The following is a 14,426-nucleotide window of genomic DNA, read 5'->3' as shown; positions in this document are numbered from 1 at the left end:
CGCGGCGGGCGCGGCGGCGCTCACGACGGTCCTCCGGTCGTCTTCCAGCGCAGCACACCGGCGCCCAGCGCCATGCCGCCGCCGAACGCCGCGAGCAGGACGGTGTCGCCGTCGCGCAGCTCACCGGCCCGGTTGGCGTGGTCGAGCGTGACGGGCAGCGAGGCGGCGCCCGAGTTGCCGAACTCCTCGATCGTCAGATGCGTCCGGGCGTTCTCCAGACCCGCCTCGTCGGCGAGGTCGCGCAGCAGGACCCCGTTGGCCTGGTGCGGTACGAAGTGGTCGACGTCCGTCTGTCCGACGCCGGTCCTGGCCAGCAGCTCCTTGATGGCCTGCGGCACCTTCCCGCGTACGTACTCGGTCACGTCCCGCCCGCGCATCCGCAGATAGTGACCGCCCTCGTCGACGGTCCGGTGCGAGGCGGGGTTCCGGCTGCCGCCCCCTTCGATCACCAGGAGTTCGGACTGGTCGCCGTGGCCGAGCAGGTCGGTGCCGATGATCCCGTACGTCTCGGGGACCGGGCCGATCACGGCGGCGCCCGCCGCGTCGGCGAGGAGCACCCGGGTGCCGCGCTCCTTGGGGTCGGTGAAGCGCGACCAGATCTCGGCGGCCACCACCAGGGCGTACGAGCCGGGCCGGGCCGCGACCAGTTTGGCCGCGACGTCGAGCCCGACGACGAAGCCGCTGCATCCGATGTTGATGTCGAAGCAGGCCGCCCGGCGGGCGCCGAGTGCCGACTGCACCAGGCAGGAGACCGGCGGCAGCGGGGAGTCGGGGGTGGTGGTGGGGACGATGATGTAGTCGAGCCGGTCGGCGGGCAGCCCGATCTGGTCCAGCGCGCTGGTGGCCGCCGCGATGGCGAGGTCGGACGTGGCCTGTGAAGGCGCCGCGTACCGGCGGGACTTGATGGCGGTCTTGCGTTCGATCCACTCGGCGGTGACGTCGAGGCCCGGTGCGAGGTCGTCGTTGCCGACGACGGTCCCGGGCACGTAAGAGCCGGTCGCCAGGATGCCTACGGTGCGACTAGACATGGTTGGTGACCCCCATGGGGTTGATGCGGTCCTCGCCGATCCGGTCGCGCTTGGCCTGGTCGGTGACGCCGAGGCCGGTCTTCGGGGCGAGGGCCAGGACACCGATCTTGCCGATGTGGGTGTTGTTCTGGACCTCTCTGGCGGCCTCGCCGATCGCTTCGAGGGGGTGGACGGCGGAGAGCACGGGCATGACGCGGCCCATGTCGATCAGCCGGTTGCTCTCCCACTGCTCGGCGAGGTTCGCGGCGTGGCTGCCGATGACGCGCTTGAGCTTCATCCAGAGGTAGCGGTTGTCGTACTGGTGCTGGTAGCCGGTGCTCGATCCGCAGGTGACGACGGTTCCGCCGCGGCGTACGACGAACATGGAGATGCCGAAGGTGGACTGGCCGGTGTACTCGAAGACGATGTGCGGGTCCTCGCCGATCTCCCGGCGGATGATCTTGCCGATCTTCTTGCCCGCCTCGATGACCTGCGCGGGGTCATGGCCGTCGGCGTCGCCGATGCCCAGTTCGCTGCGGTTGATGACCAGGTCGCAGCCCAGCTCCCGCAGGACCCGCGCCTTCTCCTCGGACCCGACCACGCCGACGGCGATACCGCCGCCGTTCTTGACCAACTGGACGGCGTGCACGCCCAGTCCGCCGGCCGCGCCCCAGATGAGGACGATGTCGCCCTGCTTCATCCGCGCGCCCCGGTCGCTGACCAGCATGCGGTAGGCGGTGCCGGCGCACGCGGGGGTGCTCGCGGCCTCCTCCCAGGTCAGATGGGCGGGCTTGGGTATCAACTGGCTGGCGCGGACGATCGCGTAGTGCGCGAGGCCGCCGAAGTTGGTCTCGTAGCCCCAGGCCTTCTGGCCCTCGCCGAGCATGCCGTCGGCGTGGGTGACCGCCTCCTGGTCGTCCACCTGGATGGGGCTGGCGAGCACATGGTCGCCGATCCGCCAGCGCCGTACGCCGACACCCTTGCGTACGACGACACCGGCGGCGTCGGAGCCGAGCACGTGGTACGGCTGGTCGTGCCGCTTCTCCCACGGGCCGGTCCTGCCGTACGACTTGAGGAAGGTGAAGGTGGGCACCGGCTCGAAGGTGGCCGACCACACCGTGTTGTAGTTGACGGAGCTGGCCATCACGGCCACGAGTACTTCGTCCGGGGCGAGTTCGGGCATCGGCACCCGGCCGACGCGCAGCGACTTCCGGACGTCCTTGTCCTCGGCGTCGCCGAACATGCCGATGTCCTCGACGCGGGTGTGGGCGGCGAGATACTCCGTGGGGACCGGCAGCTTCTCCAGCTCGTCGGCTGCCGCTCCGGCGAGCAGCGCCTCGGCCAACGCGTCCATACGAAACCCTTCTTTCCTGGGAACGCGCCGGGGCCGTCGGGCCCCGGCTTCTCGGGTGGCGTGACGACCACTGCGTGGCCGAGAACGGAGCGTCCTCGGCCACGCGGTGGTTCAGGGTCGTCCCGGTCCGGCTCGCTCAGCTCTGTTCAGCTCAGCGAGTCGAGCCAGGTCTTGATGGCGGTGGCGGTGGTGTCGGCGTGGCCCTCGACGATGCTGAAGTGGTCGCCGGGGACGGTCTCGACCGAAGTGGCCAGGGTCCAGGTCGACTTCCAGCTGTCGGCCGGGCCCGCCTCAGCGCCCGCCGCCCCCGCCGCCGGGGTCTCCGTGGCCTCGCCGTCCGCGACGTTGAACCGGTCCGTCGCGTGCAGCAGCAGCGTCGGCGTCGGTATCTCGGTCAGCTCGACGTCGGGCATCAGGGTCACGTACCTGGCCATGGCGCTCAGCGAGGTCTTGTTGCCCAGCTGGTTCGACCAGACCTCCCGGGCGAGCGCCCCGATCGCCACCTCGGCCGCGAAGTTCTCGAACTCCTCGGACCTGGCGATGGGGTACGTGTCCAGCAGCGCGACACCCAGGGGCGCCCGGCCCGTCCTGCCGAGCAGTTCGGCGGTGGCGTAGGCGAACAGTCCGCCGCCGGAGTGCCCGACGAGCGCGAACTCCTCGTCGCCGACGATTCTCCGGACGGTCTCGGCGAGTACGTCGATGACGGCGCCCGCCGAATCGGGCAGTTGCTCACCGGTGCCGAAGCCGGGCATCGGCACCACGGACACCTTCCGCGAGCCCTGGAAGTACGAGGCGATCCGCGCGTACTGGTAGACACCGCCCATCGCGGCCGGCGTGCACAGGCACACCAGGTGCGGGGCCTTCGTACCGTCGGACAGCTGTACGGACGGCGGCAGTTGGTCGATGTCGGCCCGTGACGAGAACGTCGGCCGGACCTTGGCCACCCACTGGAGCAGCCCGAGGCCCTCCTGGATCCGTCCGGCGCGCACCATCTCCCGGAAGAGTTCGGGCACCGTCTCGCCGGGCTCGGACTCGGGCGCCGGTCCGGTGACGGGCTCCGTCGCCGCCACCTCGGCCTCGGCGGCGCCGAGTTCACCGGCCAGATGGGCGGCGAGCCCCGCCGGGGTCTGGTGGTCGAACGCGATCGTGGCGGGCAGCCGCAGTCCGGTCGCCGTGTTGAGACGGTTGCGCAGCTCCACGGCGGTCAGCGAGTCGAAGCCGGACTCCAGGAAGTGCCGGTCCGGCTCGATGGTCTCGTTGTCGCCGTATCCGAGCAGCGCGCCCGCGTGGTCGAGAACCAGTTCCAGGAGCGCCTTGTCGAGCTGTTCGCGGCTCCGGCCGGCCAGCCGCCCGCGCAGTGCGGCGACGTCGGACGTGGCCGTACGGGACGCGGCCCGCCGGGTCGGTGCCACCAGCGTGCGCAGGACGTGCGGCACGGGTCCGCCGTCGCCCGCCGCCGGTGCGACGTCCATCGGGACGAGCAGCGACTCGTGCCGGGCGAGTGCGGCGTCGAACAGCTTCAGCCCCTCGGCGTCGGTCAGTCCGGCCATGCCCCCACGGGTCAGCGCCGCCTCGTCGACGTCGGTCACCGCGCCGGAGCCCGCGCCGCTCGCCGCCCAGAGGCCCCAGGCCAGCGACTGGCCCGGCAGGCCCAGCGCCCGGCGGTGGGCGGCCAGGGCGTCGACGAAGCTGTTCGCCGCCGCGTAGTTGCCCTGTCCGGGGTTGCCGAGGACGCCCGCGACGGAGGAGAAGAGCACGAACGCGCTCAGCTCCTTGTCCCGGGTCAGCTCGTGCAGATGCCATGCCGCGTCCACCTTCGGGCGCAGCACCGAGGTCAGTTTCGCCTCGGTCAGCGAGGCGATCGTGCCGTCGTCCACCACGGCCGCGAGGTGCACGACCGAGGTCAGCGGGTGCTCCGGCCCGATGCCGTCGATCGCGGCGGCCAGCGCGGTGCGGTCCGCCGCGTCGCAGGCTGCGACGGTGACGGCGGCGCCCAGCTCGGTGAGTTCGGCCACCAGGTCGGGGGCCGCGCCTCCCCGGCTGACCAACAGCAGCCTCCGCACGCCGAGTTCGGTCACCAGGTGCCGGGTGAGGAGCCGGCCGACGGAGCCGGAGGCGCCGGTGACGAGGGTGGTGCCGGTCCCGTCGAAGGTGCCGCTCGGTCCGCCGGTCCCGGCGGCCGTACGGATCAGTCTGCCCGCGTACGCGACGCCCGCGCGCAGCGCTGTCTGCGGTTCGCCGCCGGCGGGCACGGTGCGCAGGGCCCGCAGGGATTCGGCGGCGCCGTCGGTGTCCACGAGCAGGAACCGGTCGGGGTTCTCCGACTGCGCGGAGCGCACCAGACCGCGGACGGCGGCGCCGGCCAGGTCGGTGATGTCCTCGTCGCCGACCGCGACGGCGCCGGAGGTCAGCACCAGCAGCTTCGCCGAGGCGAAGACCGGTGTGTCCAGCCACTCCTTGACCAGGGTCAGTGCGTTGCCGACCGCCGTGTGCACGGCCCGCGGCCCCGCCGGTGCGCCTTCGGTGAGCGCGGTGGCGTCCACGACGACCACATCGGCGCCGGGGACCCGGGCGGCGAGCGCCGACAGGTCGTCCTCGGCGGCCAGTTGGAGGCCGGACGAGGCGAGCGCCTTGGCGGTGCCGGTCGGTGCGCCGGCGACGAGCGCCCAGGTCAGGGGCGGCGTCCCGGCGGTGGCCGGGGCGGTGCGGAGCCGCTGCCAGTCCCAGCCGAAGAGCGAGTCGTGCCGGGGCGCGGCGCCGGACGCGGCGTTCAGGATGCCCGCCGGGCGCAGCACCAGCGACTCGACGGAGGCGACGGGGTCGCCGGCCTGGTCGGCGATGAGGACGGACACGGCGTCGGCGCGGGTCGGGGTGACCCTGACCCGGAGCTTGGTGGCCCCGGTGGCGTACAGGTCGACTCCGGACCAGGAGAACGGCATGCCGTACTCGACGTCGACGGCGCCCGCGAGGCCGACGGCCTGGATGGCGGCGTCGAGCGCGGCCGGGTGCAGTCCGAACCGCTCGGCGAGCCTGCTGGCCTCGGCGCCGAGCCGGATCTCGGCGAACACCTCGTCGCCGAGGCGCCAGGCGGCGCGCAGCCCGCGGAAGGCGGGCCCGTAGCGGAAACCGGCCTCGGCGAAGCCGTCGTACAGATCGTCGACGCCGATGGCCTCGGCGCCGGGCGGCGGCCACTGGGTGAGGCCGGCGGGCTCGGGGGCACCGTCGGTCACGAGCAGACCGCTCGCGTGCCGGGTCCAGGACCCGGCGCCGTCGGCGGCCGGGGCGCCGTCGGGCCGGGAGTGGACGGTGACCGGCCGGGCGCCGGACGCGTCGGGGGCGCCGACGACGACCTGTACCTGTGTCCTGCCGTGCTCGGGAAGGAGCAGCGGCGTCTCGATGGTCAGGTCCTCCAGGCGGCGGCAGCCGACCTCGTCGCCCGCGCGGACGGCGAGTTCGACGAATCCGGCGCCGGGGAACAGGACCGTGTCGCCGAGCGCGTGGTCGGCGAGCCAGCGCTGTGTCCCGAGCGACAGCTGGCCGCTGAGGACGACCTCGCCGGAGCCGGCCAGTTCGATGGAGGAGCCGAGGAGCGGGTGCTCGGTGGAGTCGACGCCGGTCGACGCCGTGCCGCCGGTCTGCTTGACCGCCGCCATGTCGACGTCGGGCCAGTAGCGCCTGCGGCGGAACGCGTAGGGCGGCAGTTCGACCCGCTCGGCGCCGCGCCCGATCAGCAGCCTCGTGGTGTCGATGGCGAAGCCGTCGGCGTACAGCCGGCCGGCGGCGAGCGCGGCGGAGGTGTCCTCTCGGGTGTCCTTGCGCAGGACGGGCAGGGCGGCGGCGTCCTCGACGGCGCCGGTGAGGCAGGTCGCCAGCACTCCGGCGAGCGCGCCGTCGGAGCTGAGGTCGAGGTAGCGGGTGACGCCGGCGGCCTCCAGCGCGCGGATGCCGTCCAGGAAGCGGACCGTGCCGCGCACGTTGGCGACCCAGTGCTCGGGGTCGGCGAGTTCGCCGCCGGTGACCGGGGCGCCGGTGACGGTGGAGACGACCTTGATCCGGGGCGGCTCGCAGCTGAGTTCGGCGGCCACCTCGCGCAGGTCGTCCAGGAGCGGGTCGATCATCGGGGAGTGCCCGGCGCGCGGGATCGGCAGCCGCTTGACGCGGCGGCCCTGGGCGCGCCAGTGCTCGGCGACGGCCTCGGCCTGCGCGGCCTCGCCGGAGACCACCACGGAGCGGGGGCCGTTGACGGCCGCGATGCCGGTGCGGTCGGTGAGGTGGGGGCGGATCTCGTCCTCGTCGGCCTCGATGACGATCATCGCGCCGCCGCTCGGGATCTCCTGGAGGAGTTCGCTGCGGTGGGAGGTGAACTTGACGGCGTCGGCGAGCGAGAACACCCCGGCCGTGTACGCGGCGACGATCTCGCCGCCGGAGTGGCCGAGCAGCTGGTCGGGCCGTACCTTCCAGGATTCGAGGAGCCGTACGAGCGAGACGCCCATGGTGAACTGGGCGGCCTGCCCGAAGGCGACCTGGCCGAGCAACTGCGCGGCCACCGAGCCGGGTTCGGCGAACATCACATCGCGCAGCGGCCGGTCGAGGTACTCGTCGAAGTATCCGCTGACCTCGTCGAACGCCGCCGCGAACGCGGGGAAGGCCGCGTACAGTTCGCGCCCCATGCCGGGCCGCTGGCTGCCGTTGCCGGGGAAGACGAACGCGAGTGGTCCGCCGGAGCCGGCGGTGCCGGTCACGACGCCGGGCGACTCCTCCTCGTCGGCGAGGGCGGTGAGGGCGGTGAGCAACTCCTCGGTGCTGGCGCCGACGACGGCCGCGCGGTGCGCGAACTGCGGCTGCCGCAGGGCGAGCGAGTGGCCGATGTCGCGCGGGTCGCTGCCGGGGTTCTCGGCGAGGTGCGCGCGCAGCCGCGCGGCCTGCGCGGGCAGTGCCTCGGCGGTACGGGCGGTGAGCAGCCACGGTACGGCGTGCCCGTCGAACTCCCGCTCCGCCGTGGTGTCCTGGGCGGGCTCGGCGGCCTTCGTCTCGGGCGCGGCCGGCTCGGGCGCCTGCTCCAGGATGACGTGCGAGTTGGTGCCGCTGAGGCCGAAGGACGAGACGCCGGCGCGGCGCGGCCGGTCGTGGTCGGGCCACGGGATGCTCTCGGCGAGCAGCTTGACGTTGCCCGTCGACCAGTCGACCTGCGGGGTCGGCTCGCCGGCGAAGCGGCTCATCGGCAGCCCGCCGTGCCGCATCGCCTGGACCATCTTGATGACACCGGCGACACCGGCGGCGGCCTGCGTGTGCCCGAAGTTGGACTTCACGGAGCCGAGCCACAGCGGCCGGTCGTCGGGGCGGCCCTGACCGTAGGTGGACAGCAGGGCGTTGGCCTCGATGGGGTCGCCCAGGGTCGTACCGGTGCCGTGGCCCTCGACGACGTCCACCTCGTGCGGCTGAAGGCCCGCGTAGCTCAGCGCCTTGCGGATGACCCGCTCCTGGGAGGGGCCGTTGGGTGCGGTGGGGCCGTTGGACGCGCCGTCGGAGTTGACGGCGGTGCCGCGTACGACGGCCAGGATCTGGTGGCCGTTACGGGTGGCGTCCGACATCCGTTCGAGAACGACGAGGCCGACGCCCTCGCCCCAGCCGACGCCGTCGGCGGAGGCGGAGTACGCCTTGCAGCGGCCGTCGGCGGCGGTGCCGTCGGCGTACTGCGCGAACGGTTCGGCCGATACGAGGGCGGTGACGCCGCCCGCGAGGGCGAGCGAGCAGTCGCCGTTGCGCAGGGCCTGGCCCGCGAGGTGGAGGGCGACGAGCGAGGACGAGCACGCGGTGTCGACGGAGACGGCGGGGCCCTCGAAGCCGAAGGTGTACGCGATGCGCCCGGACACCATGCTGCCGAGTCCGCCGGTGCCGATGTACTGGCTGTACTGCTCCAGCGTGCTGAGCGGGCCCGAGTCGTAACTGCCCTGCATGCTGCCCGCGAAGACCCCGGTCGCGGTGCCCTTGAGGGACAGCGGGTCGATGCCCGCCCGCTCCAGCGCCTCCCAGGTGGTCTCCATCAGCATGCGCTGCTGCGGGTCCATCATGATCGCCTCGTTGGGGCTGATCCCGAAGAACGCGGCGTCGAAGTCGGTGGCGGAGGAGACGAATCCGCCCTGCGGGGTGGTGTTCGCCTCGGCGAGCAGCCCCAGCCAGTAGTCCATGTCCCAGGACCGGTCGGTGGGGAACGGGGTGGCCGCGTCGCGGCCCTCCCAGACCAGCTCCCAGAGGTCTTCGGGGGTGTTGACGTCGCCGGGGTAGCGGCAGGCCATGCCGACGATGACGATCGGGTCGTCGCCGGTGGCCGCGCCGGTGGTGCCGGGCTCGGCGGCGCCGGTCGCGGCGAGGTCGGCGAGCGTGCCGTACAGCGTCTCGCGCAGATGGGCGGTGAGTTCGTTGGCGGTCGGATAGTCGAACACCAGCGTGCTCGCCAACTGCGCACCCGTCGCGGCGCTCAACCGGTTACGCAGCTCAACGGCCGTCAGCGAATCGAACCCGAGATCCTTGAACGCCCGGTCCGCGTCGATCAGTTCCTTCGAACCGTGCCCCAGCACCTCGGCGACATTGCCGAGGACCAGGTCGAGCAGGGCGCCGTGCGAGAGGGCCGGTGTCGTGCGCTCCGTGAGCCCGGCGAACATCGACTCGTACAGATGGGCGGTGAGTTCGTTGGCCGTCGGATAGTCGAACACCAGCGTGCTCGCCAACTGCGCACCCGTCGCGGCGCTCAACCGGTTACGCAGCTCAACGGCCGTCAGCGAATCGAACCCGAGATCCTTGAACGCCCGGTCCGCGTCGATCAGTTCCTTCGAACCGTGCCCCAGCACCTCCACGACGTTGCCGACGACGAGATCGAGCAGCGCGGCGCGCCGCTCGGCCTCCGGCATCCGCAGATAGCCCGCGAGCCGGGGGTCGGTCTCGGACTCCGGGGCGCTCGCCGCCCTGCGTACGGTGCTGACGAGGCCGCGCAGCATGTCCGCGACGCCGCCGGGCGCCTTGCGCAGTTCGGCGACGTCCAGCTTCAGCGGGACGAGGACGGCGTTCGGCGATGTCGGCGCGGCGTCGAGCAGGGCCAGGCCCTCGACCTCGGTGAGCGCGGGCATGCCACCCCGGTTCGGGCCGGTGTGGGCGGGGTCGGCGAGGACGCCCGCCATGCCGGAGTCCTGGGCCCACTGGCCCCAGGCCAGCGACTGGGCCGGCAGGCCCTGGGCGCGCCGGTGCTGGGCGAGCGCGTCGAGGAAGGCGTTGGCCGCCGCGTAGTTGGCCTGTCCCGGCGCGCCGAGCACTCCGGCGGCGGACGAGAACAGCACGAACGCGGTGAGGCCGGAGTCCTTGGTCAGCTCGTGCAGGTTCCACGCGGCGTCCGCCTTGGGCCGCAGCACGGTGTCCAGGCGCTCGGGTGTCAGGGACCCGAGCATGCCGTCGTCCAGGACTCCCGCGGAGTGGATGACGGCGGTGACCCGGCGGCGGGCCAGCAGCTTCTTGGCGGCCTTCCGGTCGGCGAGGTCGCAGGCCACGACCTCGGCCTCGGCGCCGAGTTCGGCGAGCGCGGCCACCAGGTCGGCGGCGCCGGCCGCCTTGGGCCCGCTGCGGCTGACGAGCAGCAGCCGCCGTACGCCGTGGGCCGAGGCGAGATGGCGGGCGACGAGCCCGCCGAGCGCCCCGGTGCCACCGGTGATCAGGACCGTCGATTCGGCGTCCCAGGCGGGCGCGCCGGTGTCCTCGCCGAAGGAGGCGCGGGCGAGGCGCGGCACGGAGGCGGCGCCGGCGCGCAGCGCGACGGACGGCTCGCCCAGCGCCACCAGCTTCGGCAGCAGATCGCGGGCGTCCTGTTCGGCGTCGGTGTCGACGAGGACGAAACGTCCCGGGTCCTCGGTCTGCGCGGAGCGGATCAGTCCGTGTACGGCGGCTGCGCCGAGGTCGGTGATGTCCTCGCCGGGCAGCGCGAGCGCGCCCCGGGTGAGGATCACCAGCCGGGCGGAGCGGAAGCGCGCCTCGCGGATCCACAGCTGTACGGCGTCCAGTGCCCGGTGCGTGGCGGCGCGGGCGGACGCGGCGTCGCCGCCGCCGGTGAGCGGCAGGACGACGAGGTCCGGCGCGGGCGCGTCGTCGCCGAGCGTGCCGAGCGCATCGAAGTCGGCGACGCGCAGCGGCGCGACGCTCTCCGCGAGAGGGGCGGGCGTCCACTCGACGCCGAACAGCGCGTCGCCCGCGACGGTGCCGCCGGGGCGGCCGGCCGCGGCCAGTTGCTCCTCGGAGATCGCGCGGAGCATCAGCGCGCCGACGGAGGCGACGGGCTGCCCCGCGACGTCGAAGATGTCGAGCGCCATGCTGCGGCCGGCGGCGGTGCTGTTCGCGGCGGGCCCGACCCGTACGCGTACGGACGCCGCCCCGGTGGCGTGCAGCTCCACGTCGGTCCACGCGTACGGCAGCGTAACGGTGCCGTCGTCGGTCGCGGCGTCCGCGTCGGCCAGCCCGATGGCGTGCAGAGCCGCGTCGAACACGGCGGGGTGCAGGCCGAAGTCCTCGGCGACCGCCCGCGCGTTCTCCGGGAGGCTCACCTCGGCGAAGATCTCGTCGCCGCGCCGCCAGGCGGCGCGCAGCCCCTGGAACATGGGGCCGTACTCCGAGCCGCGGGCGGCCAGTTCCTCGTACATCCCGTCGACGTCGAGGATGTCGGCGCCGGTGGGCGGCCAGGTGGTGACGGGCTCGGCGGGGGCGCCGCCGCGGGCCGCGACGAGCAGACCGGAGGCGTGGTGCACCCACGGCAGCCGCCCGGACTCGTCCTCGGTCCGGGAGTGGACGTCGATGGTGTGGGTGCCGGAGGCGTCGGCGGCGCCGACGGTCAGCTGGATGCGTACGGCGCCCTCGCGGGGCAGTACGAGCGGTGCGTGCAGGGACAGTTCACGAAGGCGCGGGGAGCCGACCCGGGTCCCGGCGCTCATCGCCAGCTCCACGAAGGCGGTGCCCGGCAGCATGATCGAGCCGCCGATGGTGTGGTCGGCGAGCCACGGGTGCGTCGCGGCGGAGAGCCGACCGGAGAGCACCAGGCCGTCGGTGCCGGCGAGGACGGTGGCGGCGCCGAGCAGCGGGTGGTCGACGGGATCGAGACCGAGCGAGGTGGCGTCGCCGTCGGTGGACGCCTGGAGCCAGAAGCGCTTGCCCTGGAAGGCGTACGTCGGCAGCTGCGCCGCGCGGGCGCCCCGGTCGGTGAAGAGCGTCGCCCAGTCCAGGGAGACGCCCCGTACGTGGAGTTGGGCGAGCGCCCCGGCGAAGGCGACCTCCTCGGGCCGGTCCTTGCGGAGCAGGGAGACCACGACGGGGCTGTCCTTGGCGTCGGTCAGACAGCCCTGGGTCATGCCGGCGAGCACACCGTCGGGGCCCAGCTCCACGAAGCGGTTGACGCCTTCGGCGCGCAGGCTGTCGACGGCGTCGCGGAAGCGCACCGTCTGTAGGAGGTGGCGCACCCAGTAGTCGGGGGTGCGCAGGTCGTCGTCGGCGGCGAGCCGGCCGGTGACGGTGGAGACGATCGCGACGCGCGCGGGGCGGAAGATCATGCGCTCGGCGACGGCGCGGTACTCGTCGACCATGGGCTTCATCAGCGGCGAGTGGGCGGCGTGGCTGACGCGCAGCTGCTTGGTGCGGTGGCCCCGGTCGGCGCAGATCTTCGCGACGGCGCGGGCCTGGTCGGCGTCGCCGGAGACGACGACGGAGTCGGGGCTGTTGACGCCGGCTATGCCGACCCCGTCGGTCAGCAGCGGCCTGACCGTGTCCTCGGTGGCGTTGATGGCGACCATGGCGCCACCGGTGGGCAGCGCCTGCATCAACCGGCCCCGGGCGGCGACGAGTTCGGCGGCGTCGGCCAGGGAGAGGATCCCGGAGACATGCGCGATGGTCAGCTCGCCGGTGGAGTGGCCCGCGAGGAGGTCGGGGCGGATGCCCAGCGACTCCATCAGCCGGAACAGCGCCACCTCGACGGCGAAGAGCGCGACCTGCGCGTTGCCGACCTGGTCGAGCGCCTCGGCGTCGCCGTCGATCATCGGGCGCAGCGGCCGGTCGAGGTGTTTGTCCAGCTCGGCGCAGACCTCGTCCAGGGCGGCGGCGAACACCGGGTAGGCGGCGCTGAGTTCGCGTCCCATGCCGACGCGCTGGGCGCCGCCGCCGGGGAAGAGGAAGGCGGTGGAGGAGGTCTCGCCCCGCACCACGCCCTGCTCGACGCCGGTGGGCTCGCCCTCGGCCAGCCCGGTGAGTCCGCGCATCAGCTCGTCGCGGTCGGCGCCGAGGATCGCGGCCCGGAACTCCAGCGGTGAGCGGGTGGTGGCCAGCGCGTGGCCGATGTCCAGCGGGTCGGCCCCGGGGCGTTCGGTGAGGTGGGTGAGGAGCCGGGCGGCCTGCGCGCGCAGGGAGTCACGGCTGCGGCCGGAGAGCACCCAGGGGATGTGTCCGGCGCGCCGGGGCGCGGGCTCGGCCGACTCGTCGGCCTCGGGCTCCGGGGCCTCTTCGAGGATGACGTGCGCGTTGGTGCCGCTGAGGCCGAAGGAGGAGACACCGGCCCGGCGGGGCGCGCCGTCGAGGGTCGTCCAGTCGACGTTCTCGGTGAGGAGTCTGACGGCGCCCTGCGACCAGTCGACGTGCTTGCTGGGGCTGTCCACGTTCAGTGTCTTGGGCAGCACGCCGTTGCGCATGGCCAGGACCATCTTCATGATCCCGGCGACGCCCGCGGCGCCCTGGGTGTGACCGAGGTTGGACTTGACCGAGCCGAGCCACTGCGGCCGGTCGGCGGGGCGCTCCTTGCCGTACGTCGCGAGCAGCGCGTCGGCCTCGATGGGGTCGCCCAGCTCGGTGGACGAGCCGTGTGCCTCGACGACGTCGACCTGGTCGGGCGTCAGGCGGGCGGCGGCGAGCGCCTGGCGGATGACGCGCTGCTGGGCGGGGCCGTTGGGGGCGGCGATGCCGTTGGTGGCGCCGTCCTGGTTGACGGCGCTGCCCCGGACGACGGCCAGTACCTGGTGGCCGTTGCGGCGGGCGTCGGACAGCCGCTCCAGGAGCAGCACACCGGCGCCCTCGGACCAGGAGGTGCCGTCGGCGGACTCGGCGAAGGGGCGGCAGCGGCCGTCGCGCGAGAGGTTGCCGTCGATGCTGAACTCGACGAACGTCCGGGGGCTCGCCATCACGGACACACCGCCGGCCAGCGCGAGGGTGCACTCGCCCTGGCGCAGGGCCTGAGCGGCCAGATGGAGTGTCACGAGGGAGGACGAGCAGGCGGTGTCCACCGTGACGGCGGGGCCTTCGAGTCCGAAGGTGTAGGAGAGCCGGCCGGACACGGGTCCCGAAGAGCCGTAACTGCCGGGGTAGTTGTGGTACATCACGCCGGTGAACACGCCGACGGGGCTGCCCTTCACCGAGCGCGGCGGGATGCCGGAGCGCTCGAAGGCCTCCCACGACGTCTCCAGCAGCAGGCGCTGCTGCGGGTCCATGAGCAGGGCGTCGCGCGGGGCGACACCGAAGAAGTCGGCGTCGAAGTCGGCGGCGTCGTGGAGGAAGCCGCCCTCGCGGACGTAGGTGGAGCCCGGCCGTTCGCCGGTCGGGTCGTAGAGCCGCTCCAGGTCCCAGCCGCGGTCGGTGGGGAACTCGCCGATGACGTCGGTGCCGTCGGCGAGCACCTGCCACAGCTCCTCCGGGGTCTTCACCCCGCCGGGGAAACGGCAGGCCATGGAGATGATCGCGATCGGTTCGCTGCCCGCCTCCGTGAGCCGCTTGTTCTGCTCGCGGAGTCGTTCGGTCTCTTTCAACGACGCACGCAAAGCGCCGACCAGTCGCTCTTCAGACATGCTCACGTAACCCCTACGTCTTTAGCCGTCGCGGGCCCGCTCACAGTGCCCGCCGAATTTATGGATGGGGCAGAATGCCCGTCGTCCCGGCCCGATTTCATGAATTCCAGCGAACCGCAGGGCTCAACCGGCCGCTCTCTTTACGTCCGGCAGGTGAGTTCTTTACCTACCGGCCCGTCAGTTGGATAGTTCCAATGAGCGACACTTTACGAG

At 73.1% G+C, this 14,426-nt stretch carries 3 protein-coding genes; all 3 read right to left on the bottom strand.

Translation table 11 applies throughout. From position 1 onward, the window contains the following. Window positions 1-20: 20 nt before the first annotated feature. The 3 genes from ACFYNU_RS23485 to ACFYNU_RS23475 all read right to left on the bottom strand — a co-directional run bounded on the left by ACFYNU_RS23485 (window position 21) and on the right by ACFYNU_RS23475 (window position 14,213). Window positions 21-1,028, bottom strand: coding sequence for a ketoacyl-ACP synthase III (locus ACFYNU_RS23485; RefSeq protein ID WP_356588500.1), 1,008 nt, complete (start codon window positions 1,026-1,028; stop codon window positions 21-23). Then, complete coding sequence (gene ccrA / locus ACFYNU_RS23480) at window positions 1,021-2,361, bottom strand: crotonyl-CoA carboxylase/reductase (RefSeq protein ID WP_356588498.1); 1,341 nt, start codon at window positions 2,359-2,361, stop codon at window positions 1,021-1,023. Before ccrA ends, ACFYNU_RS23485 begins: the two co-directional genes overlap by 8 nt. 146 nt (window positions 2,362-2,507) lie before the next feature. Continuing rightward, window positions 2,508-14,213, bottom strand: coding sequence for a type I polyketide synthase (locus tag ACFYNU_RS23475; protein WP_356588496.1), 11,706 nt, complete (start codon window positions 14,211-14,213; stop codon window positions 2,508-2,510). Window positions 14,214-14,426 lie beyond the last annotated feature (213 nt).

The sequence above is a fragment of the Streptomyces sp. NPDC006643 genome, from assembly GCF_042870175.1.
In the GTDB taxonomy this organism is placed as follows: Bacteria; Actinomycetota; Actinomycetes; order Streptomycetales; family Streptomycetaceae; genus Streptomyces.
The sequence above is the reverse complement of the archived record's forward strand: the minus strand, read 5'-3'. Positions and strand labels throughout refer to the sequence as shown.

What these genes read in the sequence shown, in the direction of transcription:
- ACFYNU_RS23485 (WP_356588500.1), bottom strand. Translation starts at nt 1,028, where the DNA reads ATGTCTAGTCGCACCGTAGGCATCCTGGCGACCGGCTCTTACGTGCCC.
- ccrA (WP_356588498.1), bottom strand. Translation starts at nt 2,361, where the DNA reads ATGGACGCGTTGGCCGAGGCGCTGCTCGCCGGAGCGGCAGCCGACGAG.
- ACFYNU_RS23475 (WP_356588496.1), bottom strand. Translation starts at nt 14,213, where the DNA reads ATGTCTGAAGAGCGACTGGTCGGCGCTTTGCGTGCGTCGTTGAAAGAG.